At 51.3% G+C, this 23,483-nt stretch carries 21 protein-coding genes, 2 tRNA genes and 1 pseudogene; 17 read left to right on the top strand and 7 right to left on the bottom strand.

Features of this window, described 5'->3' with window-relative positions; genetic code table 11:
- Window positions 1–28: 28 nt before the first annotated feature.
- The gene (locus tag LPB400_RS08935; protein ID WP_219088780.1) at window positions 29–1,420 is read right to left on the bottom strand and encodes a 3'-5' exonuclease family protein; all 1,392 of its coding nucleotides are present in this window, start codon (window positions 1,418–1,420) and stop codon (window positions 29–31) included.
- 115 nt (window positions 1,421–1,535) lie between these two features.
- On the opposite strand from LPB400_RS08935, the gene LPB400_RS08930 reads away from it, so the two are divergent.
- The 17 genes from LPB400_RS08930 (at window position 1,536) to ylqF (ending at window position 15,871) form a co-directional block, all read left to right on the top strand.
- Window positions 1,536–1,612: transfer RNA gene (locus LPB400_RS08930), tRNA-Arg, on the top strand.
- A gap of 12 nt (window positions 1,613–1,624) precedes the next feature.
- A tRNA-Glu gene (locus LPB400_RS08925) sits at window positions 1,625–1,699 on the top strand.
- A gap of 166 nt (window positions 1,700–1,865) precedes the next feature.
- The gene (locus LPB400_RS08920; protein ID WP_219088778.1) at window positions 1,866–4,091 is read left to right on the top strand and encodes a DNA internalization-related competence protein ComEC/Rec2; all 2,226 of its coding nucleotides are present in this window, start codon (window positions 1,866–1,868) and stop codon (window positions 4,089–4,091) included.
- Window positions 4,092–4,395: 304 nt separating this feature from the next.
- Entirely contained in the window at window positions 4,396–5,016 is a 621-nt protein-coding gene (locus LPB400_RS08915; protein ID WP_107791964.1) for a phosphoribosylanthranilate isomerase, read from the top strand.
- A gap of 36 nt (window positions 5,017–5,052) precedes the next feature.
- Entirely contained in the window at window positions 5,053–5,655 is a 603-nt protein-coding gene (locus LPB400_RS08910; protein WP_219088775.1) for a DNA glycosylase, read from the top strand.
- Window positions 5,656–5,659: 4 nt separating this feature from the next.
- Window positions 5,660–6,070, top strand: coding sequence for a hypothetical protein (locus LPB400_RS08905; protein WP_219088773.1), 411 nt, complete (start codon window positions 5,660–5,662; stop codon window positions 6,068–6,070).
- 111 nt (window positions 6,071–6,181) lie between these two features.
- Complete coding sequence (trpB, locus tag LPB400_RS08900; RefSeq protein WP_219088771.1) at window positions 6,182–7,384, top strand: tryptophan synthase subunit beta; 1,203 nt, start codon at window positions 6,182–6,184, stop codon at window positions 7,382–7,384.
- A 194-nt stretch (window positions 7,385–7,578) separates the two neighbouring features.
- The gene (locus tag LPB400_RS08895) at window positions 7,579–8,484 is read left to right on the top strand and encodes a DMT family transporter (RefSeq protein ID WP_219088769.1); all 906 of its coding nucleotides are present in this window, start codon (window positions 7,579–7,581) and stop codon (window positions 8,482–8,484) included.
- A gap of 52 nt (window positions 8,485–8,536) precedes the next feature.
- Window positions 8,537–9,826: an adenosylmethionine--8-amino-7-oxononanoate transaminase gene (gene bioA, locus LPB400_RS08890; protein ID WP_219089729.1), complete on the top strand. Its 1,290-nt coding sequence runs from the start codon at window positions 8,537–8,539 to the stop codon at window positions 9,824–9,826.
- On the top strand, window positions 9,823–10,479 hold the full coding sequence (bioD, locus tag LPB400_RS08885) for a dethiobiotin synthase (RefSeq protein ID WP_107791960.1): 657 nt from the start codon (window positions 9,823–9,825) through the stop codon (window positions 10,477–10,479). The genes bioA and bioD overlap by 4 nt, the downstream gene beginning before the upstream one ends.
- Window positions 10,469–10,963, top strand: a complete 495-nt coding sequence (locus LPB400_RS08880) for a chorismate--pyruvate lyase family protein (RefSeq protein ID WP_107791959.1) — start codon at window positions 10,469–10,471, stop codon at window positions 10,961–10,963. The genes bioD and LPB400_RS08880 overlap by 11 nt, the downstream gene beginning before the upstream one ends.
- 173 nt (window positions 10,964–11,136) lie before the next feature.
- Window positions 11,137–12,057 (top strand): 4-hydroxybenzoate octaprenyltransferase, encoded by a 921-nt coding sequence (gene ubiA / locus LPB400_RS08875; protein WP_070843283.1) that lies wholly within the window; start codon window positions 11,137–11,139, stop codon window positions 12,055–12,057.
- A gap of 269 nt (window positions 12,058–12,326) precedes the next feature.
- Window positions 12,327–12,776, top strand: coding sequence for a PTS IIA-like nitrogen regulatory protein PtsN (ptsN, locus tag LPB400_RS08870; protein ID WP_039862228.1), 450 nt, complete (start codon window positions 12,327–12,329; stop codon window positions 12,774–12,776).
- A gap of 3 nt (window positions 12,777–12,779) precedes the next feature.
- Window positions 12,780–13,742, top strand: a complete 963-nt coding sequence (hprK, locus tag LPB400_RS08865; RefSeq protein ID WP_003747372.1) for an HPr(Ser) kinase/phosphatase — start codon at window positions 12,780–12,782, stop codon at window positions 13,740–13,742.
- Window positions 13,723–14,577, top strand: coding sequence for an RNase adapter RapZ (rapZ, locus tag LPB400_RS08860; protein ID WP_070461625.1), 855 nt, complete (start codon window positions 13,723–13,725; stop codon window positions 14,575–14,577). Before hprK ends, rapZ begins: the two co-directional genes overlap by 20 nt.
- Window positions 14,578–14,611: 34 nt before the next feature.
- A complete protein-coding gene (locus tag LPB400_RS08855) occupies window positions 14,612–14,836 on the top strand; it encodes a protocatechuate 3,4-dioxygenase (RefSeq protein WP_070461624.1) in 225 nt (74 codons plus the stop codon).
- A 93-nt stretch (window positions 14,837–14,929) separates the two neighbouring features.
- On the top strand, window positions 14,930–15,871 hold the full coding sequence (gene ylqF, locus LPB400_RS08850; protein WP_070461623.1) for a ribosome biogenesis GTPase YlqF: 942 nt from the start codon (window positions 14,930–14,932) through the stop codon (window positions 15,869–15,871).
- Between the two features lie 55 nt (window positions 15,872–15,926).
- On the opposite strand, the gene LPB400_RS08845 is transcribed toward ylqF, so the two are convergent.
- The 6 genes and pseudogenes from LPB400_RS08845 to LPB400_RS08820 all read right to left on the bottom strand — a co-directional run bounded on the left by LPB400_RS08845 (window position 15,927) and on the right by LPB400_RS08820 (window position 23,423).
- Window positions 15,927–16,520 carry a LolA family protein gene (locus LPB400_RS08845; protein ID WP_070461622.1) on the bottom strand — a complete coding sequence of 198 codons (594 nt, stop codon included), beginning with the start codon at window positions 16,518–16,520 and terminating at the stop codon, window positions 15,927–15,929.
- A gap of 58 nt (window positions 16,521–16,578) precedes the next feature.
- Window positions 16,579–18,801, bottom strand: coding sequence for an NADP-dependent isocitrate dehydrogenase (locus LPB400_RS08840; RefSeq protein WP_107791958.1), 2,223 nt, complete (start codon window positions 18,799–18,801; stop codon window positions 16,579–16,581).
- 172 nt (window positions 18,802–18,973) lie between these two features.
- Window positions 18,974–20,176, bottom strand: a complete 1,203-nt coding sequence (locus tag LPB400_RS08835) for a beta-ketoacyl-ACP synthase (protein WP_219088767.1) — start codon at window positions 20,174–20,176, stop codon at window positions 18,974–18,976.
- 3 nt (window positions 20,177–20,179) lie between these two features.
- Window positions 20,180–20,698, bottom strand: coding sequence for a hypothetical protein (locus LPB400_RS08830; RefSeq protein WP_070850689.1), 519 nt, complete (start codon window positions 20,696–20,698; stop codon window positions 20,180–20,182).
- Window positions 20,699–20,821: 123 nt separating this feature from the next.
- Window positions 20,822–20,971: pseudogene (locus tag LPB400_RS08825) on the bottom strand (NAD(P)/FAD-dependent oxidoreductase); the annotation flags it as partial.
- Between the two features lie 133 nt (window positions 20,972–21,104).
- Entirely contained in the window at window positions 21,105–23,423 is a 2,319-nt protein-coding gene (locus LPB400_RS08820; RefSeq protein ID WP_219088765.1) for an MMPL family transporter, read from the bottom strand.
- Window positions 23,424–23,483 lie beyond the last annotated feature (60 nt).

Here is a 23,483-nt window from a genome sequence, read left to right as displayed (position 1 = left end):
GAAAATTTGGTTTTCAGACGGCCTTGTTTTAAGCAATCAAACGGATATTTTCTTTGTCTTGCCTGAATTTGTTTTTAATCACGAGAGGCAGGCTGCTGTCGAAATACCAGCTGCCGTCAGGCAATGCCAACGCGCCGCCGGCGCAGAGCAGGGTAATGCTGTTTCCGGTCAGGGGGTCGGTTTCGGTAATTTCAATTTCGTGCGCTTTGCCCCAATCGGTTACGGGGAGTAGGGCGGCAAGCTCGGCAATGCGTTGGTTTTGATGTTTGATGCCGTTTGGCTGGCGGCAGTCGCCGTTGCATTTTCCGACGGCCTCGACAGGGCAGGGTTCTCCCTTTGCATAGCTGGTCGGCAAAATGTTGAGCGAATCTGGGCAGAGTCTGTGTTCTTGCGACCATTGCGTCAAAGCGCGTTTGGCTGCTTTTTTGTGGGCAAACAAACCGTAAGGACGCCAGTTTCTGGTGCCGCTGTTTAACAAGACAATGCGTGCTTGAAGGCTGCCGTGTTCGTCAGCGATAAAGCGGACGGTAGAAAACGATGTGGATTTTTCAGACGGCATCAGTTGGTATTCCTGCATGGTCTGGGCTTTGAGCCATAGTGTATGAAGCTGTCCGACTGCCGGAATAAAACGGATGGAGGCTGCGGCTTTGATGTGCGGCGGCAGTTTTTTGCTGTGCAGCAGGGTGGCGGTTTCACTGTATGTGCGTTCGTGTGCTTCAATGGCTTGGGCTTTGCCGAAATGGTCAAACCAAACCAATACGCCGTAACTGTCGGGCAGGGCATAGAGCTGTTGGGCGAGCGAATCAGGCAGCCAAGTGGGCAACATTTTCGGATTCATCAATACACGGACGTGTTCGTCCCATTGTTGATGATTTTTTTCTGCCAGACTTAATTCGAGATAATCACACAATGCGGCAACATCGGTCATGGCGCGGTGGCGGTTGGCCGTCTGAATGCCGGTGCGTTCGATAATGCTGTCGAGGCTGTGTTTGTAAAACTCAGGATACAGGCGGCGCGACAGTTGAACCGTACAGAGCGAGGGTGCGGCAAAGTCAGTATGGATACGGGCAAACTCGTGGCGCAGGAAGGTGTAGTCAAAGCGGCTGTTGTGGGCAACAACCACTGCACCTTGCAACAGCGGCAACAAATCGGCTGCAATATCGGCAAAGACAGGCGCGTTTTTCACCGTTTCATCATGAATTCCGGTCAGCCTGGCAACAAATTCGGGAATGCTGCGGCAAGGATTGACCAATTGCTCGTAATGTGTGGCGCGTCCTTGCTCAAAACGAACAAGGGCGACTTCCGTTATCCTGTCTTGATAGAAATTTCCACCGGTCGTCTCCAAATCCACCACGACCACAGGCCGTCCCAAACGGGAAAATGCTTCGGATAAGAGCGGCCAGCGTGCGAAATCTGACATTTTATTCTCTGTAAATTCAATAGCAAATGCGCATTTTACACGCTGTCTGCAAGTTTTCCAAATAAAACGCTTGACAGTAAACAGCCCTCTCTTTATAATTCAAATCTTTCTTGATGCACCCGTAGCTCAGTTGGATAGAGTATCTGGCTACGAACCAGAGGGTCGGGCGTTCGAATCGCTCCGGGTGCGCCACAGAAAATCTACGCGCCCATCGTCTAGCGGTTAGGACATCGCCCTTTCACGGCGGTAACCGGGGTTCGATTCCCCGTGGGCGTGCCAGTTTATAAAAAAGCGCAATCTGTTTCGGATTGCGCTTTTTTGCGTCTATCAGTTTTGAAATGATTTGAACCTCTCTTTTTATCTGCTAATGCAGGTTGGTGTTTGTCATAATCTACTAAAAGCATTTATTATATATCTAATAATCATAATTTAAGGGAAAACGTTCATGGCGTGGTGGTTTGTGTTGCCTGCTTGGGTGGTTGGGGTAGTGCTTTCGTTTGCGTTGCCGTTTGTGCCGTCATGGTGGGTTTGGTTGGCTGTAATTATTGGCGCGCTTGCGTTGTGTCGAAGATTTGCTGTGGCCTGGTTGGCGCTGGCCGTCTGTATGGGCATGGCGTTTGGTGTGTGGCGGACCGGGCTGGTGTTGGCCGGTCAATGGCCTGCAGGGGAGGCGACGGCTAAAGTTTTGACGGTTGAAGTGGCGGATATGCCGCGTGATGATGGTCGGCGTGTGCAGTTTGCGGCAAGGGCTTGGGATGATCGTGGGCAGGCTTTTGATTTGATGTTGTCGGATTATCAGCGGCGCGATTGGGCGGTGGGCAGCAGGTGGTCTGTATCGGCGCGGGTAAAGCCGGTAATCGGTGAAGTGAATGTGCGCGGTTTGAACCGTGAAACATGGGCTTTGGCCAATGGTATCGATGGCATGGGTGCTTTGGGGCGCGACAGGAAACTCGTGCGGCAAGGTGGTGGTTTTGGTTTGGCTGATATGCGTGATGCGGTAAGCCGGAGTTGGCAGAGAACGGCGGACAAATATCCTGAGTTTTCAGACGGCATAGGGCTGATGCGTGCTTTGAGTATTGGCGAGCAATCGGCGTTGCGGCCGCCTTTGTGGCAGGCATTCCGGCCTTTGGGACTGACGCACTTGGTCAGTATTTCGGGCTTGCATGTGACGATGGTGGCGGTATTGTTTGCCTGGCTGATTAAGCGAATTTTCCGTTATTTGCCGTGGATTCCGGCAAAACCGCGTGTGTGGATATTGGCTGGCGGTGTTGCCGGTGCTTTGTTTTATGCGCTTTTGGCCGGTTTTTCTGTACCGACGCAACGCAGTGTGTTGATGTTGGCTGCGTTTGCGTGGGCATGGTGGCGCGGCAGTGGCGGCTCGGGCTGGACGGCGTGGTGGCAGGCCTTGGCCGTTGTTTTGCTGTTGGACCCGTTGGCAGTATTGGGCGTGGGAACGTGGTTGTCTTTCGGTTTGGTTGCTGCTTTGATTTGGGCTTCATCAGGCCGTCTGAAAGAGTCGGGTTGGCGTTTGGCTGTACGGGGGCAATGGGCGGCAACGGTATTGTCGGTGGTATTGCTGGGCTATTTGTTTGCTTCGTTACCTTTGCTCAGTCCGTTGGTTAATGCGCTGGCTATTCCTTGGTTTTCTTGGGTGTTGACGCCGTTGGCTTTGCTGGGTTCGGTTTTCCCGTTTGAACTTGTCCAGTTGGTAGCGGCATTTTTGGCGGAATACACTTTGCGTGGTTTGGTATGGCTGGCTACGGTATCGCCTGAATTTGCCGTCGCAGCGGCGCCCATGCCTTTGCTGGTGTTGGCGATGATGGCGGCTTTGCTGTTATTGTTGCCTAAAGGAATGGGCTTGAAACCTTGGGTATGTCTGGTTTTATTGGGCTTTGTGTTTTACCGTCCTGCCAAGTTGGAGGAGGGGGTGGCAAGAGTTACGGTGATGGATGCAGGGCAAGGTTTGTCGGTGTTGATACAAACGCGTAACCGCAATCTTTTGTTTGATACGGGAACGGAGCAAGTGGCGCAAACAGGTATTGTGCCGAGTTTGAACGCGATGGGTGTGCGCCGTTTGGACAGCTTGATTTTGTCGCACCATGATATTGACCATGACGGCGGTTTTCAAAGTGTAGCGGCTGTCGGTACCGATAAATTGCTTGCCGGACAACCTGAGTTTTATCCGAATGCGGAGTTTTGCCAAGAAGACAAATGGCAATGGGACGGCGTAGATTTCGAGTTGCTCAGGCCGTCTGAAAATGCGGGTAAGGAAGATAATGATCAAAGCTGCGTATTGCGTGTCGTGGCAAACGGCAAAGCTTTGTTGATAACCGGCGATTTGGGCGTGAAGGGCGAGGCAGGTTTGATTGAGAAATACGGCAATGCGCTGTATAGCCAAGTGTTGGTATTGGGACATCACGGCAGCAGCACGGCTTCGTCAGGCAGCTTTTTGCATACGGTTTCGCCACAATATGCCGTGGCATCCAGCGGCTATGCCAATGCCTACAAACATCCGACCGTTGCCGTACAAAATCGTGTCCGCGCGCACGGCATTACTCTGTTGAGAACGGATTTGTCAGGCGCGTTGGTGTTTGCTTTGGGACAGGGCGATATATTTCAAGGCCGTCTGAAAAAGGATAAGTTTTATTGGCAGAAGAAACCGTTTGAGTAAAAAGGCTAAAAGGCCGTCTGAAAGACTTTTTCAGACGGCCTTAATATTTTTTATTGACGGGCATTATCCAAATTTTGTGTGAATCCAATTGTGGATAGTTTGGTTTGATATTTGATAATAAAGAATAAATTAATTGTGATGAAAAAATAGGCAGTATAAGAACAGGGTAATAATCACAAAGTTATTAGCAATTATCGGCTGATGGTTGATTCAAAGTTTAAGGCCGTCTGAACCTGATATTTCATGTTCAGACGGCCTTAAACTTATATAATATCCGACCCATCTGTTTAAAAAGGCAATCCCCATGAACACCATACGCACCAAAATTTGCGGTATTACCCGACCTGAAGACGCGCTGGCCGCTGCCGAATTGGGCGCGGATGCCATCGGGCTGGTGTTTTACGCCAAGAGTAAACGGGCAGTGAATATTGAGCAGGCGCAGGCGGTTGTGAAAAATCTGCCGCCGTTTGTATCGGTGGTGGCCTTGTTTGTGAATGAAAACGAGCAAACCATCCGCGAGATTCTGCGTCAGGTGCCGATAGATATGATTCAGTTTCATGGCGATGAAGACGATGATTTTTGCCGTCGGTTTGACCGCCCGTATTTGAAGGCCGTGCGTGTACAGTCCGCAGCCGATATTCAGACGGCCTGTGCCAAATTTCCGAATGCACGCGCCTTGTTGTTTGATGCTTATCATCCGACCGAATACGGCGGTACGGGACAAAGTTTCGATTGGACCATGTTGCACGGCAATATCGGCAAACCGTGGATACTTGCCGGCGGATTGACTGCGGAAAACGTTGCCGAAGCGGTAAAAATCAGTGGCGCGGCGGCGGTGGATGTGTCCGGCGGCGTGGAGATCTCCGGCGGGGTTAAGAGCAGGGAGAAAATGGCGGCGTTTATTCAGGCAGTAAAGGCCGTCTGAAAATTTGTTTGAATGAAAAACAACCGGAATACAGATATGCAAGAGTCAATCGTTGAGTCCCACCCCTTCGCAGCCTTGTTGCCTCCGCAGGCAACGGTCATGATGATGGGGACGTTTCCGCCTAAAGAAGAAAAACACGCGATGCAGTTTCATTATCCGAATTTTCAAAACGATATGTGGCGTGTGTATGGGCTGGTGTTTTTCGGCGATGCGGCGCATTTTCAAAAGCAGGGCGAAAAAGCGTTTGACGCCGATAAAATCAAAGCGTTTTTAAGTGAGAAGGGGATTGCATCTTGTCCGACCGTGTTGAAGGCAATACGCGAACATGGCAATGCTTCGGATAAGTTTTTAAAAGTGATAGAAACCGTCGATTTGGCAGCAGTATTGGCGCAAATGCCCAAGTGCCGCCATCTTTGCACCACCGGCGGCAAGGCAACCGAAGTTTTGTTGGAGATTCAAGGCAGCGGCATGAAAATGCCGAAGACCGGCGAAACAGTACCGTTCCCCTATGCGGGGCGTGATTTGACTCTGACGCGCCTGCCTTCGACTTCGCGTGCCTATCCTTTGAGTTTGGCGAAAAAAGCGGCGGCATATCGGGCTTTTTTTGAAATGGCTGGATTGACTGTTTTTCAGGAGTAGAGCGATGGACCGTTATGAAATCTCTTTAATGACGTTTATGGCTTTGTGGTGGCTTTTTAATGTCGTCTCAGTGTGGCTGAAGGCCAAACAATGGCATATCAGGGTATTGTTGGGCGGAACGCTTTTGTATGTGATACAAATATCTGCAGTCATTATGTCTGTTAACGGCCTTAATTGGATATTTTTGAACGTAAGTACTATAAATACCAATGAGTTGATTATTGCTTTGCTTGCGCTTAACTTTCTGGGTTGTTGGTTGCTGGCACTGTGGCTGGGGATGTTGGCATTGAAACTATGTCTGAGAAACAAAAACGAAGAAAAATATATCGCGCCGCCGTTGGGTACGGCATTGATTGCAACATCGAGCTGTACGCTGTTGTTCCTATTTTGTCTGCTGATATTATTATTCAATTAGTTGCCGACAAGATGAATGGAAAACGGCTATAATTGCTGACAATTTTACTTTCAGACGGCCTTGTACTGAATCAGGCCGTCTGAAACCATAAAACGAACAAGGAAAAATCCCATGAAAAATTATCACGCTCCCGACGAGAACGGCTTTTTCGGCGAACACGGCGGCCTGTACGTTTCCGAAACCCTGATTCCTGCTTTGCAAGAATTGGCAGAAGCCTATAAAGCAGCGAAAGAAGATCCTTCATTTTGGGAAGAGTTCCGCCATGATTTGAAACACTATGTCGGCCGTCCCAGCCCTGTTTACCATGCCGCGCGATTATCCGAGCATTTGGGCGGCGCACAAATCTGGCTGAAGCGTGAAGATTTGAACCACACTGGCGCGCACAAAGTCAACAACACCATCGGTCAGGCTCTGCTTGCCCGCCGCATGGGCAAAAAACGCGTGATTGCCGAAACCGGCGCGGGTCAGCACGGCGTGGCTTCTGCCACCGTCGCCGCACGCTTCGGCATGACTTGCGACGTGTACATGGGTGCGGACGATATTCAACGCCAAATGCCGAACGTGTTCCGCATGAAATTATTGGGTGCGAACGTGGTCAGCGTTGACAGCGGCAGCCGTACTTTGAAGGACGCGATGAACGAAGCCATGCGCGAATGGGTGGCGCGTGTGGACGATACGTTCTACATCATCGGCACCGCCGCAGGGCCTGCACCGTATCCCGAAATGGTACGCGATTTCCAACGCGTGATCGGCAATGAAGCCAAAGAACAAATGTTGGAAGCTATCGGCCGCCAACCTGATGTTGCCGTTGCCTGCGTGGGCGGAGGCTCCAATGCCATCGGTTTGTTCCATCCCTATATCGAAGAAGAAAACGTACGTTTGGTCGGCGTAGAAGCCGGCGGTTTGGGTGTGGATACGCCAGACCACGCCGCACCGATTACCAGCAAAGCCCCTATCGGCGTATTGCACGGTTTCCGCAGCTATTTGATGCAGGACGAAAACGGTCAAGTTTTGGGTACGCACTCCGTTTCCGCAGGCTTGGACTACCCAGGCATCGGCCCGGAACACAGCCATTTGAACGACATCAACCGCGTGGAATACACCGTTGCCAAAGATGACGAAGCACTCGAAGCCTTTGACTTGCTCTGCCGTTTCGAGGGTATTATTCCTGCGCTGGAATCCAGCCATGCCGTTGCTTGGGCGGTGAAAAACGCGCCGAAAATGAGCAAAGACCAAGTGATTTTGGTCAACCTCTCCGGTCGCGGCGATAAAGACATCAATACCGTGGCGAAACTCAAAGGCATTGAGTTGTAAGCCTTATTGATTGAGCAGCAAAGGCCGTCTGAAAAAGCTGGATATCAGTCTTTCAGACGGCCTTTGTTTCCGTAATGATTCAGCGTAGTATTTTATCCGCACAAACTCTATCAAGTATCGGCGGCTAAGGAAATTTATCCTTCCAAACTGCGTTTGTACGCTTTCTAAACCAATTATTCAATTTATCCATCACCATGAAACATTTAGCAATCCATCTAAAACTATTGGGCATGGCGGCGTTTTGGGGCGCATCTTGGCCGATGGGGCGAATGCTGGGACAGGCGCTGCCACCTTTAACGGGCGGTATGCTGCGCTTTTTGACGGCGGCTATCTTGCTTTTGGGCTGGCTGTTTGCACGGTATCGGTTGCGTACTTTGGCGGTTTTGTCGCGCAAACAATGGCTTGGATTGGCACTGGCGGCGGCATTCGGGGTATTTGGTTTTACTGTGTTGTCTATGCTGGGTTTGCAGCGGATTCTTGCTTCAAGGGCGACGGTGTTGGTCACGTTCAATCCTGTGTTGACGATGTTTTTTGCGGCTTTGTTGTTTGGCGAGAAGCTCAACGGCAAGATTGTGTCGGGTATGTTGTTGGCAGTGGCAGGCTCGATATGGGCGGTCACGCATGGCGAGATTGCGGCATTTTTGTCGGGCGGCGGCATAGGGTGGGGCGAAGTGCTGGTGTTTTGCAGCCTTTGCTGTTTGGTTACTTATACGATGATAGGCAGGGCGGTGTTGCAGGGGATTGATGCGCTGACGGTCACTGTGGCCACCGCTTGGCTGGGTGCAATGATGTTGCTGCCGCCTGCGCTGATTTCAGACGGCCTGCCGTTTGGTATGCTTGCCGAAATGGACGGCAGGGGCTGGTTTGCTTTGATTGGCCTGTCTGTCGGGGCAACGGTCTTGAGCTATGCGTGGTATTTTGAAGGCGTGAAGACTTTGGGCGCCGGCAGCGCGGCGGCGTACATTACTTTGGTGCCGGTATTCGGCATTTTGTGTTCCGCTTGGTTTTTGGGCGAGGCGTTGCATGTTTCTTTGGTTGCCGGCTGTTTGGCGGCAGTGGTCGGATTGGCGTTGATGCAGTACGGAAGACGTGCCGTCTGAAATAGGAAATATGTTATATAATAATGAAACTGATCAAACCATTGTTTTCGACATGTCTGAACATTCCTCCCTGCTCGATTTCGACCGCGCCCATCTGCTCCATCCTTATACATCTATGACCGACCCGTTGCCTGTTTATCCGGTGCGCCGTGCGGAGGGTGTGCACATCGAATTGGCGGACGGTACGCGGCTGATTGACGGGATGTCGTCTTGGTGGTGTGCGATACACGGCTACAATCATCCCGTTTTGAATCAGGCGGTTGAAGCGCAGATTAAACAGATGTCGCATGTGATGTTCGGCGGTTTGACGCACGAGCCGGCGGTGGAGCTGGGCAAATTGTTGGTCGGGATTTTGCCGCAGGGGCTGGACCGTATTTTTTATGCGGATTCGGGTTCGGTTTCGGTGGAAGTCGCGCTGAAAATGGCGGTGCAATACCAGCAGGCGCGGGGTTTGACGGTGAAGCAGAATATTGCGACGGTACGGCGCGGGTATCACGGCGATACTTGGAACGCGATGTCTGTCTGCGATCCGGAAACGGGGATGCACCATATTTTCGGCAGCGCGTTACCACAGCGTTATTTTGTCGATAATCCGAAAAGCCGTTTCGACGATGAATGGGACGAGGCGGATTTGCAGCCTGTCCGCGCCTTGTTTGAAGCGCATCATGCGGATATCGCCGCCTTTATTTTGGAACCGGTCGTGCAGGGCGCGGGCGGCATGTATTTTTATCATCCGCAGTATCTTCGCGGATTGCGCGATTTGTGCGACGAATTTGATATCGTGTTGATTTTTGATGAAATTGCCACTGGATTTGGGCGTACGGGCAAGATGTTTGCCTGCGAACACGCGGACGTCGTACCGGATATTATGTGTATCGGCAAGGGCTTGAGCGGCGGCTATATGACGTTGGCGGCGGCGATTACTTCGCAAAAAGTCACCGAAACGATTTCGCGCGGTGAGGCGGGTGTGTTTATGCACGGACCGACATTTATGGCAAATCCGCTGGCGTGTGCCGTAGCCTGCGCTTCGGTCAAACTGCTTTTGTCCCAAGATTGGCAGGCAAATATCCGCCGCATCGAAAGCATCTTAAAAGGCCGTCTGAAAGCTGCATGGGACATTCGCGGCGTGAAAGATGTGCGTGTTTTGGGTGCCATCGGGGTAATTGAGCTGGAAAAAGGCGTGAATATGGCGCGTTTTCAAGCGGACTGCGTGGCGCAGGGCATTTGGGTACGCCCATTCGGCAGGCTGGTGTACCTCATGCCGCCTTACATCATTTCAGACGACCTCTTGACCGAACTTGCCGACAAAACCGTACAAATTTTGAAGGAACACAGCAAATGAAAGGCGTTTACTTCGTCAGCGGCATTGATACGGACATCGGCAAAACCGTCGCCACCGGCGTGTTGGCAAAACAATTATTGCAGCAGGGCAGAAGCGTGATCACGCAAAAGCCCGTGCAAACCGGTTGCCAAAACATCGCCGAGGACATCGCCGTCCACCGCAAAATCATGGGCATACCCATGCAGGAAGCCGACAAACAAGGGCTGACCATGCCCGAAATCTTCAGCTATCCCGCCTCGCCCCACCTTGCCGCCCGTCTGGACGGCAGGGCTTTGGACTTGGACAAAATCCGCACTGCCACGCAAGAATTGGCGGCGCAATATGAAATCGTGTTGGTCGAAGGCGCGGGCGGATTGATGGTTCCGCTGACGGAAGATTTGTTGACTATTGATTATATTCAGCAACAGGCTTATCCCGTCATTCTCGTTACCAGCGGACGGCTCGGCAGCATCAATCACACCCTGCTCAGTTTCGCCGCGCTTAAACAATACGGCATCCGGTTGCACAGCCTGATTTTCAACCATATTCACGACAGTAAAGATGAAACCGTTGCCGGCGATACCTTGGAATATCTTAAAGGCCGTCTGAAAGATGAATTTCCCGAAGCCAAATGGCAGGAGTTGGCCAAAACAGAGGTGGTAAATGGCGTTTGATATACCGCGTGGCACACTTTGTTCATATGCCGAAGCTTCAAGTCTTCTGCCGTCTAAGGCCGGACATTTGCTGACCGTTTCTTCGCTAACCGCTGCGTTGCGCGCTTCCGGTAAGGATTTTTCAGTCAAGCCGGTGTATTTGGGTTTGACGAAGGGTGCAGAAAACGGAGACGAAATCTTTGTGCGCGATGTTTTGCTCAAACTGGACGGCGAAACAGTAATACAAGCCAGAAGCGCGTGCCGACCAGATAGCCGTCTATGGACAGAATTATTGGATTGTGGAACGCAGCCTTTGGGTGAGCGCCTGTTTGACGGTACATTGCCGTTGAAGCGTTCGGATTTTGAGTTTCTTCGTTTTGAAGATTTCGACCATCCATCTTTCAGACGGCCTGTTACCGCGCGCCGTTCGTATTTCGATTGGAACGGCGAAACATTGGAATTAACAGAATATTTCTTATTGAAATTAATAGATTTATACCGCTAAGGCTGTCTGAAAATAAAACCGTTTACCGATGTTTGTCATAATTCTGATATAATACAATAAATTAAATTGTTAAGATCTGTTTGATTTCAGACGGCAATAAATTATAATAAGAGCTAAGGCTCTAAAAAGCCTTTCCTTCCGAATCGACACATAAACAACGACACATTACATCAATGAACATAAGGCGCTTTTTTCTACAATTTCTACCGCGTTACGCTGTCGGACGGATGGTGATATACGCCAAACTGATGCGCGTCGACAAACCCATTGGCACACTGCTTTTGCTGTGGCCGACTTATTGGGCATTGTGGATTGCGTCTAAAGGCGTTCCTGACGCGGATATTTTTCTTGCCTTTAGCGCAGGCACATTTTTGATGCGCAGCGCAGGTTGCGTGGTAAATGACTTTGCCGACCGCAATTTTGACGGTGCAGTAGAGCGCACTAAAAACCGCCCGTTTGCCAAAGGTTTGGTTTCTAAAATCGAAGCGCTGCTTTTGACCGTCATGTTGTGTCTGATGGCAGCTTTATGCTTGGTGCAGCTCAACCGCTTTACTTGGCTGATGAGCCTTCCGGCCTTGTTCCTGGCCATCACATATCCCTTTACCAAACGCTTTTTCCCGTTGCCGCAGTTTTATTTAGGACTGGCATTTTCGTTCGGCATTCCCATGGCCTTTGCCGCCGTGCAAGGCCGAGTGCCTTCCGAAGCGTGGCTGATGTTTACCGCCAATGCCTTATGGACGTTGGCTTACGACACGATTTATGCCATGGCGGACAAAGAAGACGATTTGAAAATTGGCATTAAAACTTCGGCAATCACATTTGGCCATCACGACATTACTGCCTCTATGCTTTGCCATTTTTGGTTTACGGTATTGATGGCGGTGTTGGGTATCAAAATCGGTGCAACTTGGCCGTATTGGTTGATATTGCCGATAACTGTTTATTGGCAGTATCAGCAATATGTTGTCATCCGTACGCGCAATCGCCAGTTGTGCTTCCAAACGTTTTTGGCCAATAACCGCATCGGTTTGGCGTGGTTTTGCGGATTGGTCTGCCATTATTTCTGGGTATTTTTGGTTTCCAAACTGTTTTAAAAAAAGAAGTTGGGGCCGTCTGAAAAGAAGGGGAAAAGGGGTATGCCGGGCATACCCCTTTTCATTTGAATCATAGTTTGGCTATTGATAGCATTTTTACTTTAAATTCAATATAAGCAAGCAGTTGGATTATTTTTAGCTCGTTAAAAAATATCAAGAACAACATGGAAAATGTTAGCAGGGCGAGTGTAAATTACGCCTTCAGGATTGAGATTTGCACCGACAATCGGTACAATCCTATTGTTTTGCGACATTTAAAAGAGATACACATGAGCCTGATTGGCGAAATTTTACCTTTGTCCCATATCGTTTTGGATTTGGAAGTCAGCAGCAAAAAGCGTCTGTTTGAAGAGGCCGCCCAGCTGCTGGAGAATGAAGCAGAATTACCGAATACCAACGTGTTCGACTGCCTGTTTGCCCGTGAAAAGCTTGGTTCGACCGGTTTGGGGCAGGGGGTGGCGATTCCTCACGGCCGTCACGCATGCGTGAAAAAAGCCACCGGTGCGTTTATCCGCACCAAAGAGCCGGTTGCCTTTGATGCGCCCGACGGCAAACCCGTTTCCTTGATTTTCATCCTGCTTGTGCCTGAAAACGCTACCGGCGAACATTTGGAAGTCTTGTCCAAACTGGCCGGCAGATTCTCTCAAAAAGCCATCCGTGAAGCATTAATGGCCGCAACTTCTGCCGAAGAAGTACGCACACTTCTGACCGAAGAGTAATTCATGCCCAGCATATCCGTCCGCCGCCTGTTTTCCGACAATCAGCACAAACTCGAACTTGCTTGGGCTGCCGGCAATTCTGGCGCGGACAACCGTATCGGTGTCGAAGCCGATAAACCCGTCTTGGCCTTGGTCGGCCACTTAAACTTTATCCATCCCAACCAAATTCAAGTTGTCGGCGTAGCTGAAGCCGAATATTTGCGCCGCTTGGAGTCGGGCGAGCTCAACTACGATTTCGGAGAGCTTTTCGACATCCCCATGTCTTTGGTCATTGTCGCCAACGGCTTGCCGGTATCGCCCAAATTGCGCGATTATTGCCATACCAACAGTATCCCCTTGCTGACTTCCAAACAGGAAAGCCCGCACCTGATGGACGTTTTGCGGATTTATCTGCAACGGACATTGGCAACTTCCACCATCAAGCACGGCGTATTTTTGGATGTATTTGAAGTGGGCGTACTCATTACCGGACAATCCGGCTTGGGTAAGAGCGAATTGGCATTGGAGCTGATTTCGCGCGGCCACAGCCTGATTGCCGATGATGCGGTCGAACTTTTCCGTACCGGCCCGGAAATGCTGGAAGGCCGTTGCCCGCCTATGCTGCGTGATTTCCTCGAAGTACGCGGTTTGGGCATACTTAATATCCGCCATATTTTTGGCGAAACCTCTATCCGTCCGAAAAAAATCCTCCAGCTGATTATCAATTTGGTTCCGGCCGACGACGGATATATGAAACAACTTGATCGATTGAGCATCCGTACCGAAACAGAATCTATCCTCAACGTCAGCGTCCGTTCCGTTACCCTGCCTGTTGCAATCGGTCGAAACTTAGCAGTATTGGTTGAAGCTGCAGTACGCAATTACATCCTTCAATTGCGTGGTAAAGACAGCACCAAAGAATTTCTCGAACGTCACCAAACACAACTCAAAGAAAACGAACAAAATCATGAAAATCGTCCTGATTAGCGGCTTATCCGGCTCGGGAAAGTCCGTAGCTCTTAAGCAGCTCGAAGATTTGGGCTATTACTGTGTCGATAATCTTCCCTTGGAAATGCTTCCATCATTGGTTTCACTCCATATCGAACGGGCCGATGAAACCAAACTCGGTGTCAGCGTTGATATCCGTTCCCGTATTAATATCCAAGAAGCGCAAGAGCAAATCCAATATTTGCGTGACGAAGGACATCAGGTTGAAGTCCTGTTTGTTGAAGCAGAAGAGGGTGTTTTGGTTCGCCGCTTCTCAGAAACCCGACGTGGACACCCTTTGTCTGGTCAAAACCTGACTTTGTTGGAAAGCCTGCAAAAAGAACGCGAGTGGCTCTTTCCGCTTAGAGACATCGCATATTGCATCGATACGTCCAAAATGAATGCTCAGCAGCTGCGTTATGCTGTGCAACAATGGCTCAATATTGAACGTGTCGGTTTGCTGGTCATTCTTGAATCCTTTGGTTTCAAATATGGCGCTCCCAATAATGCCGACTTTATGTTTGATATGCGCAGCCTGCCCAATCCGTATTACGATCCGGAATTACGCCCCTTTACTGGCATGGACAAACCTATTCAAGATTATTTGGGCCAGCAGCCGTTGGTTCAAGAAATGGTTGATGACATCGACCATTTTATTAGCCGCTGGTTGCCGCGCCTGCAACAAGAGAGCCGCAGTTATGTGACGATTGCCATCGGTTGTACCGGCGGTCAGCACCGCTCCGTTTATGTTGTGGAAAAACTGGCCGAGCGCCTCAAAGGCCGTTATGAACTCCTTGTCCGCCACCGTCAGGCTCAAAGCTTGGCAGGACGCTAACTTGCCGTTTCAGACGGCCTCAAAGGAAGAAACCATGAAAAAAATCAGTCTGACCGCATTATCCTTGCTTATCTTGACCGCCTGCGCGACAGAGCCTGTCACTGCTTACCGTTGGCATCGTACCGGCGCGAGCGAAGCTGAAGTTTCCCGCCAAATCAATACTTGCAAATCGCAAGTCCAAAATAGAAATACATACAAGACGTTCGAGCAATGTATGGATGAAGCAGGTTATTACAGCTATGAACATGGCAATCTCTAAATCCGGATTGACCGATTATCCAAATACCGAGGCCGTCTGAAAAAAAATGATTGTTCAGACGGCCTCAGATACGAATAGAAAGAACAAAAAGACATGGCTATCCAATGGTTTCCCGGCCACATGAACAAGGCAAAAAAAGCCATTGCCGAACGCATTAAAAGCGTTGATATGGTGATTGAGATGTTAGACGCGCGTATGCCTGCTTCCAGCGAAAACCCTTTGCTTGCCCAGTTGTCCAAAGGCAAGCCAAAACTCAAAATCTTAAACAAGCAAGATCTTGCCGATCCCGAGCGTACCAAAGTTTGGCTCGAACACTACAACAGCCGCCAAGATACCCGCGCCATTGCGCTTGATTCTTCCGAAACCGGCGCTCATGGCAAAATTACCCAAGCCTGCCGCGCCATGATTCCGCATCGCCAAGGTATCGAGAAGCCGCTACGTGTCCTGATTTGCGGCATTCCCAACGTCGGCAAATCCACCTTGATTAACGGCATGATCGGCAAAAAATCTGCCAAAACCGGTAACGAACCCGGTATTACCAAAGCCGAACAACGCCTTTTCCTTGCAGACGATTTCTGGCTTTACGATACCCCCGGTATGTTGTGGCCGAAAATTATCGTCGAAGAAGGCGGCTACAACCTTGCGGCCGGCGGTGCAGTCGGACGCAACGCACTGGACGAAGAAGAAGTAGCGCTTGAGCTTTTGGATTACCTCCGCCGCCATTATCTGGCCCTGTTGCAAGAGCGCTATCAAGCCGACAAAGATCCAAGCAGCCATTGGGACGATACTTCTTGGCTGGAGTGGATTGCCAAAAAACGCGGTGCGGTTTTGAGCGGCGGACGGGTCAACTACCAAAAGGCTGCTGAAAATATCCTGACCGATTTCCGCGAAGGAAAAATCGGCAGAATCACGCTGGAAACGCCAAACCAATGGGAGGCTTGGCTGAAAAAAGCCAGACAGAAAGAGGCCGAACTTAAAGCCATTCGCGAAGCCAGAAAGGCGGAACGAAAAGGGCAACAGCCTTCTGCCGATTAATATAAAAGGCCGTCTGAAATCTATTTTCAGACGGCCTTTTGTTGGAATAGGCAATTTAGAGGGCGGTACGGCTGAAGCTGTCCAGGGCTTTATCAGTTTGGATTTGGTTGAACTGCATGATGGTTTTGTCGCCTTGCTTTTCGTCTAATTCGATTTTACGTACCAGCGTATCGCCGTTGATTTCGATACGGTTGAAGATTTGACGGGTAATGGCGGTTTTCGGAGTTAAGGTCAACGTCCATTTTTTCTCGTTGCCGTTTAATTTCAAATCAAATTGTTTTTCCAGGCCTTGGGTATTGCCGCCCAAAAGGTCGAGGAAGAGTTTGATTTGGCGGCTTTGGCCGTTGAGCTTGCTGGCATTTGGGTTGACCCATTGGCTGCCGTTCCATTGCATGATGCCGTCTGAACGCACGCGCAGGGTGGTTTCAAATGGTTTTTGCATTTTCCAGAGCAGGCCTTTTTGTGGGACAAGGGTAAAGCTGCCGCTGGTGGTCATGGGTTTGCTGAGGGATTTAAGCTGGCGTTGTTGGACAAAATTGCCTTGCACGTTTTGCGGTTTTTGCAGGGTTTGTGCCAATTCGGCAGGGGAAAATGCCCACAAAGCCGGAGCGCTGATGAGGAGAGTAAGAGAAAGAATGTTTTTTTTCATTGTGCTTCCATAAGGTTTGAGGCCGTCTGAAAATTCAGACGGCCTTTTATTGCTTTAATTATAAGGCTGACAAGGCCTGATTAAAGGTTGCGCTTGGACGCATCGCTTGTGCCGCTTTTTCAGGATTGGCTGCGTAGTAGCCGCCGATGTCGACCGCTTTGCCTTGTACGGCAGAGAGTTCTTCAACGATTTTGGCTTCGTCGGCAGTCAAAGCGGCTGCCAATGGAGCAAATGCGGCTTTCAGTTCGGCATCTTTGTCTTGCGCCGCCAATTCTTGCGCCCAGTAGAGGGTGAGGTAGAAATGGCTGCCGCGGTTGTCGAGTTCGCCTGCTTTGCGTTTAGGCGATTTGTCGTTCAACAGCAGTTTTTCGGTGGCTGCATCCAAAGTGTCGGCGAGGACTTGGGCTTTGGAGTTGCCGGTTTTTTGCGCCAGATGTTCAAACGATACGGCGAGTGCGAGGAATTCGCCCAAAGAGTCCCAACGCAAGTGGTTTTCTTCGAGGAATTGTTGGACATGTTTCGGTGCGGAGCCGCCAGCGCCGGTTTCAAACATACCGCCACCATTCATCAATGGAACGATAGACAGCATTTTCGCGCTGGTACCCAGTTCCAAAATTGGGAACAAGTCGGTCAGGTAGTCGCGCAGGACGTTACCGGTTACAGAGATGGTGTCTTCGCCGTTTTTCAGACGACCCAAGCTGAACTTGGCAGCTTCTTCGGGAGCGAGGACGCGGATGTCGAGACCGTTGGTATCCAGTTCGGCAAGGTAGGCTTTAACCTTGGCGAGCAGGCTCTTGTCGTGCGGACGGTTTTCGTCGAGCCAGAACACGGCTGGCGTGTTGCTCAGACGGGCGCGGTTGACGGCGAGTTGTACCCAGTCTTTGACGGGCGCGTCTTTGGTTTGGCACATACGCCAGATGTCGCCTGCTTCAACGTCGTGCTGCATCAGGACTTTGCCTGCCGCATCAATGACTTGAACCTGACCGTCGGCTTCGATTTCGAAAGTTTTATTGTGCGAACCATATTCTTCGGCCGCCTGCGCCATCAGGCCGACGTTGGGTACTGTACCCATGGTTGTCGGATCGAACGCGCCGTGTTCGCGGCAGAAGTCGATGGTTGCTTGATAAACGCCTGCGTAGCTGCTGTCGGGAATCACGGCTTTGGTGTCTTGCGCTTTGCCGTCTTTGTCCCACATACGGCCGGAATTGCGGATCATCGCAGGCATGGAAGCATCGACGATAACATCGCTGGGGACGTGCAGGTTGGTAATGCCTTTGTCGGAATCGACCATCGCCAAATCGGGGTTGGCAGCGTAAACGGCAGCGATTTCGGCTTCGACGGCAGCGCGAGTGTCCGCATCCAGTTTGTCCAGATTGGCAAGCAGGTTGCCGAAGCCGTTGTTGACATTGACGCCGGCGGCAGCCAGTTTGTCGCCGAATTTTTCAAAAACAGGCGCGAAGAACACTTTGACGGCGTGTCCGAAGATAATCGGGTCGGACACTTTCATCATGGTGGCTTTCATGTGCAGCGAGAACAATACGCCTTTTGCCTTCGCGTCTTTTACTTGCTCGGCAAGGAAGGCGAGCAGGGCTTTTTTGCTCATCACGGTCGCGTCGATGATTTCGCCGGCTTTCAGGGCGACGGGCTCGCGCAGCTCTTTCTTGTTGCCTTGTTTGTCGGTGAATACGATGGATACGGAAGTCGCTTCAGGTACGGTAACGGATTGTTCGTTATGGAAAAAGTCGCCGCTTTGCATGGTGGCAACGTGGGTTTTGGAGTCTTTGGTCCATGCGCCCATGCTGTGCGGATGTTTTTTCGCAAAGTTTTTCACTGCTTTAGGCGCGCGGCGGTCGGAGTTGCCTTCGCGCAGGACAGGGTTTACCGCGCTGCCTTTGATGCGGTCGTAGCGTTCGCGTATGGCTTTTTCTTCATCGGTTTGCGGGTCGGCGGGATAGTCGGGAACGGCAAAGCCTTTAGACTGCAATTCTTTAATCGCAGCGGTCAGTTGCGGTACGGATGCGCTGATGTTCGGCAGTTTGATTACGTTTGCATCGGGTTGTTTCACCAGTTCGCCCAATTCGGCAAGCGCATCAGGTACGCGTTGCGCTTCGGTCAGGTATTCGGGAAACGCCGCCAAAATACGGCCGGAGAGAGAAATGTCGCTGGTTTTGACATCAATATCGGCGTGGCGGGTAAACGCCTGCACGATTGGCAACAGGGATTGAGTGGCCAATGCAGGAGCTTCGTCGGTGTAGGTATAGATAATGGTGGATTTAGTCATGGGATTATTCTCTATGTAGGTTAAGTTTTTCTTTTCGGGCACATCGCGAGAAGAAATGTGCTAAGCCTATTATGGCATATTTCGGCGGATTTGGTTGTTGTTTTGATGTTATTGTTTTTTAAGTTGCGGAAAAGAAAAAGGCCGTCTGAAAAGACAGCCTAAATATAAGGACTTATCCGATAATCAAAACGGCATTGCTGCCGCCGAAAGCGAATGATGAGCTGGCGGCAATGCGTTTTTCAGACGGCCAGCGGCTGTTTTCGTCGGTTAAAGCAATGTTGGGCAGCTCGGAATCGGGTACGTTGTCCCATTGTTGCGGTGGCAGTTTGCCTTCTGGATTGTATTGGTGGTTGGCCATCAACCAGGCAAACGCGGCTTCGATCGCACCAGCTGCGCCTAAGGTATGACCGGTGGACGGCTTGGTTGAAGTGCAAAGGGTGTGGCTGCCAAATACTTCGGCAACAGCTCGGCTTTCCATGCTGTCGTTGTGCTGCGTGCCGGTGCCGTGCAGATTGATCCAGCCGATCTCTTCCGCTTTCAAGCCGGCTTTATCCAAAGCGGCCTGAAAAGATTGGGCTGCACCCAAACCGTCGGGGCGGGGCGAAGACATATGGTAGGCATCGCTGCTTGCGCCGTAGCCGAGCAACTGCATTTCGCCGTCAAAATCGGCATCGCGTGTCATTACGAAAAATGCGGCTGCTTCGCCGATATTGATGCCGTTGCGGTTGGCGGAAAAAGGCTTGGCAATGCCGTCTGAAAGCACTTCCAAAGAGGCAAAACCATTGATCGTCAGCGGAGAAAGCGTATCCGCGCCGCCGCAAATCACAGCATCACACAATCCGGCACGAAGCAATCGGGCTGCACTGATGAGGGCGCGTGCGCCGGAAGTGCAGGCGGTGGAAACGGTATAGCGCAAGCCGTCCAGACCGTAAACTTGGGCGATAAATTCGGAGGGCGAAGCCATGGTGTGTTGCAGCTGTTTGAACGGAACATCCGTCCATCCACCGCCTTGGACAACGTGTTGGAACAAAGGGATATTTTCGTCTGCGCCACTGGTGGACGTACCGGTAACGACAGCGACCCTTTCTTTGCCGTAACGGGCAATGGCCGTCTGAATCAGTTCGTCTATTTGCGAAAGCGCGTGCAGGATAAGCTGGTTGTTGCGGCTGCGGTGTGCTTCGGGGATGCTGTCGGGCAGGGGCATCAGGGTTTCTTTGACTGCACCGAAAGCATGCGTTTTGCCTTTTACCCATTGGTCTGAAAAAGTCAGGGGCGTGTTTTCAGACGGCGTGAGTAAGGCATCGGCATGAACTTGCAAGCCGCTGCCCAATGCGCTGGTCAGTGCCGGACGGCTGAGATAAACAGGAGTATTCATGAATTAGTCTTCTGCGATCGGGCTGACCGTCCAGAAAGTTTGGTCGGGGAAGCCGATAAGGAATTGTTCGGAATGGTGGGCAACACACCACAAATCACGCTCGCGGTAGCTGAATACCGCGCCTTTGCCGTCAGGGCAGAAGCCTTGATGGGTGGCGTTTTGTTGGCGGGCTTCAGGGTAAAGCGTGGCGGCGTGTTCGGCGGCCAAAAGCGGTAACAAGGCGGCAAACAGTCGGCGCGAAGTGGCATTGGGCATCACAAAGCCGTCGTTTTTCCAGCCTTTGGTGCTGACCGATTGACGCGATACCGGCGCACCCAGTGCATCGGTTTGGACAAAGCGGATGCCGTCTGAATGAGGCTCGACTGCCAAGAGATTGGTTTGAACGGTTTGCCCCGCCGCATTGGTCTGCTCGAGTTTGAACCATTGGCCTTCTTTGGAAAGCGGCGGCAGCGTTTGCGGATGAGGGAGCGAGGTTGCGCATGCGGAAAGCAGCAGTGCGGCAAGCAAAGGGATAAATCGCATAAGGTTTTATCTAACGGTCAAAATATTTAATGATGAGGGTAGATTTTCAGACGGCCTGTTCTGTTTTCAGGCGAGGCCGTCTGAAAGGCATTCGTCCTTATTCTACCTTCAAATCGCCCACCAATGCGGCAGCAGGCTCTCGCTGATGACAAAGCGCGGGAAATGTTGTTTTTCCAGTACGCAAACTTTAAAGCCTTGTTTGTTCAGCAAAGCGGAAGCAACCGAACCTGAAGGGCCTGCGCCGATAACGGCAACGTCGAATTCTACGGGTATTTGAAAATACCTTTGATTTTAATGCTAAATAATGCTTAAACTGCTATATAAAATTTTTCAGACGGCCTTTTGCAACTTGGCGATTGAAGTTGAAAAAAATATCGTTTCAACTTCAATCGTCTTCATCTTGTGTCTAATTTTTCAATAATGTGCCTGCCAGCCAAATATTGAATGCCACGCCGATGGTAACCGTCATGCCGAACGCGGCAACAGCGGGCGTGCTGCTGATGGCGAGCAGGGCAAAGGAAATGGCTGTCGTCGCTGCGGCAAGCAGCATACCGCCTAATTTTGCCGGCGCGCTGTGATGTGCAGTGGCGGCATAGACGGCATAGTCCACGCCGATGGCGGATACTAAAAGCAGGCCGAACATGGCAAACAGGCTGACGGGAATGCCGGCCAAACCGAGTACGGCAACGGTGCAGATGGCGGCGGCCAGCGGCACGGCAAGGATTTTGCTGCCGCGTTTGAAACCGAACATTTTCCACAAAAGCAGCCATGCCAACGCATAGGAAGCCAGTTTCAACCATGCGGCCTGATTGCGCGTGTGGTGGAAAAGCTCGTTTAAGTGGGCGCGTTTGTCTGCCCAATGTACGCCGGAGATGTGTTGCACTGCGGCGCGTACGGCGGCTTCATCGGCCATGCCGTTCAAACGCACGACGGCAGCAAAACGGCCTGGTTCCACTTCGCCCAAATACAAGGAACGCCAAGCTTCTGCCAAATCGGTATTCAGGCCGTCTGAAAGCGACAATGGTTGCGTATCGGCGGCTTGAAGCAGGGCATCGCGCACAGTTTTGCGCGGAATACCGATTTCTGTGAGCGGTTTCCAGCTATCAGGCAACTTGGTCAATTCGCGCAGGCGGTTTTGCAGTTTTTGCTGTTCCGTTGTCGCCAGGATGAATTGGTCGGGCGATTGGATGCCGGAAAGTTTGCCTTGCACGATTAAGGGCTGCAGGGCGTGGCCGAGTTCGGCGGTTTTCTTCAACAGGGCATCTTCGCTTTGTGCTTCGGCCACCAAATATTTGCCGCCAAAATCCGTACCGCTCAACCGGCCGATTTGTTGTACTTCTGTCAACATCGCGGTCGGCATATTGACCCATTGACGGATGTCGTCACGCCAGTCGCTGCGCCACAGTCCGACTGCCAGCAAAATTCCGCCCACGATTAACCAGCCGCGTTTGTGCAGGCGGTTTTTCAGACGGCCTGACAAGGAATAGAGCTTTTCGGTTAATGCGGCAAAAGGCACGGTTTTGGCACGGTAGCGGCGAAACAGTGGCGGCAGCCATAAAACGGTGGCACCAAACGCACCAAATAAGGCAAAGCCTGAAAATACGGCGGTTTGGCGCAGTACAGGCAAAGGGGTGAACCACAGCAGTGCGTAGCCCAAGACGGTAATCGTCAGGCTGACGGCAAAGCTCGGCAAGACATGTTTTATTGCCGATTCGGCCTGCCAAACAGTCTTTTCAGACGGCCCGAATACTGACGGAGCCAGCCAGTGCAACGGGAAATCCACCAACATACCCACCAAGCTGGTGCCGATGACGATGGTCAGGATATGCACTTTGCCGAAGGTCAATAATGCAACCGCCAATCCGGTCAACATACCGGCTGCCAGAGGCAAGGACAGCAAAAATACGCGGCCGCTGCGGAAGACCCACAACAGCAGCGTAAAAGTCAGCCCAAGCCCGACCATGCTCATTATCCGGCTTTCTTTTTCTGCGGCTGCTTTGGATACGGCGGCGAACAATGCGCCACCTGCGCTTAAGGTTTCTGCGCCGTTTTCCGAAGCGATTTGACGGCTTTGCGCCATCAGCGGTAAGAGGGCATCGTTGCCGGAGAATTGATCGCCGCCGGCGAGCCGTCCGCGTAAAAATACCCAAGTTTTGCCTTGGTCTTCGGCAAACAACATGCCGTTGTCCATGTCCCACTGCAAACGGCTTTGCGGATTGGCTTTGTCGGCAACAAAGCGTCCGAAGCCCAGCCAGTCTTGTTCTAAAGACAAAGGGGAGGGGGTGGCAAAAGGATTGGCCGCGGCTTCTGCGCGCGCTTGAAAATAGGCTTGCGGCTGCTCAAACAGCAGGCGGATTTCGTCTTGCGGCAAAACGGCCAAGCTCAGCTTCTGCATATCCGCCCGCACTTTGTCCAAATTTGGCGTCATGCTGCTGTCGACTTGTTCAAATACGCCGCTTTTGCGCCATGCATCGGCAATTTGAGAGGCCGTCTGAAAAGCGGTTTCGGCATCGGTACTGCCGGCAAGCAAAATAACTTGCGAATTGAGCTGCGCTTCTGCGGCTTTATCCGCAGCCGTCAGTAAGGCATCGGGTTGCTGCTCGCTTGGCAACAACGCGGTCAAATCGGTTTGGATGCGCGCTTGTGAAGCAAAGGCATAAACCAAAAACAGGGTAAGAAACAGGATAAGGGCAGTATAGAGGCGGTTTAGGAGGCGAAGATTCATCGTTCAGACGGCCTTTTGCAAATGCTGCTGTTGGTGTGTGGAATCAGTAAAAGTGCAGTA

This window comes from Neisseria perflava (assembly GCF_019334725.1).
Taxonomy (GTDB): domain Bacteria; phylum Pseudomonadota; class Gammaproteobacteria; order Burkholderiales; family Neisseriaceae; genus Neisseria; species Neisseria subflava_A.
This window is presented reverse-complemented; position numbering and strand designations above follow the sequence as displayed.

Bases quoted from the DNA above. Each gene is read 5' to 3' on its own strand.
- ubiA (WP_070843283.1), top strand. From the start codon at position 11,137: ATGAACATAAGGCGCTTTTTTCTACAATTTCTACCGCGTTACGCTGTC.
- LPB400_RS08855 (WP_070461624.1), top strand. From the start codon at position 14,612: ATGAAAAAAATCAGTCTGACCGCATTATCCTTGCTTATCTTGACCGCC.
- LPB400_RS08880 (WP_107791959.1), top strand. From the start codon at position 10,469: ATGGCGTTTGATATACCGCGTGGCACACTTTGTTCATATGCCGAAGCT.
- ylqF (WP_070461623.1), top strand. From the start codon at position 14,930: ATGGCTATCCAATGGTTTCCCGGCCACATGAACAAGGCAAAAAAAGCC.
- bioD (WP_107791960.1), top strand. From the start codon at position 9,823: ATGAAAGGCGTTTACTTCGTCAGCGGCATTGATACGGACATCGGCAAA.
- LPB400_RS08895 (WP_219088769.1), top strand. From the start codon at position 7,579: ATGAAACATTTAGCAATCCATCTAAAACTATTGGGCATGGCGGCGTTT.
- hprK (WP_003747372.1), top strand. From the start codon at position 12,780: ATGCCCAGCATATCCGTCCGCCGCCTGTTTTCCGACAATCAGCACAAA.
- bioA (WP_219089729.1), top strand. From the start codon at position 8,537: ATGTCTGAACATTCCTCCCTGCTCGATTTCGACCGCGCCCATCTGCTC.
- trpB (WP_219088771.1), top strand. From the start codon at position 6,182: ATGAAAAATTATCACGCTCCCGACGAGAACGGCTTTTTCGGCGAACAC.
- LPB400_RS08820 (WP_219088765.1), bottom strand. From the start codon at position 23,423: ATGAATCTTCGCCTCCTAAACCGCCTCTATACTGCCCTTATCCTGTTT.
- LPB400_RS08905 (WP_219088773.1), top strand. From the start codon at position 5,660: ATGGACCGTTATGAAATCTCTTTAATGACGTTTATGGCTTTGTGGTGG.
- LPB400_RS08845 (WP_070461622.1), bottom strand. From the start codon at position 16,520: ATGAAAAAAAACATTCTTTCTCTTACTCTCCTCATCAGCGCTCCGGCT.
- rapZ (WP_070461625.1), top strand. From the start codon at position 13,723: ATGAAAATCGTCCTGATTAGCGGCTTATCCGGCTCGGGAAAGTCCGTA.
- LPB400_RS08935 (WP_219088780.1), bottom strand. From the start codon at position 1,420: ATGTCAGATTTCGCACGCTGGCCGCTCTTATCCGAAGCATTTTCCCGT.
- LPB400_RS08835 (WP_219088767.1), bottom strand. From the start codon at position 20,176: ATGAATACTCCTGTTTATCTCAGCCGTCCGGCACTGACCAGCGCATTG.
- LPB400_RS08830 (WP_070850689.1), bottom strand. From the start codon at position 20,698: ATGCGATTTATCCCTTTGCTTGCCGCACTGCTGCTTTCCGCATGCGCA.
- ptsN (WP_039862228.1), top strand. From the start codon at position 12,327: ATGAGCCTGATTGGCGAAATTTTACCTTTGTCCCATATCGTTTTGGAT.
- LPB400_RS08910 (WP_219088775.1), top strand. From the start codon at position 5,053: ATGCAAGAGTCAATCGTTGAGTCCCACCCCTTCGCAGCCTTGTTGCCT.
- LPB400_RS08915 (WP_107791964.1), top strand. From the start codon at position 4,396: ATGAACACCATACGCACCAAAATTTGCGGTATTACCCGACCTGAAGAC.
- LPB400_RS08840 (WP_107791958.1), bottom strand. From the start codon at position 18,801: ATGACTAAATCCACCATTATCTATACCTACACCGACGAAGCTCCTGCA.
- LPB400_RS08920 (WP_219088778.1), top strand. From the start codon at position 1,866: ATGGCGTGGTGGTTTGTGTTGCCTGCTTGGGTGGTTGGGGTAGTGCTT.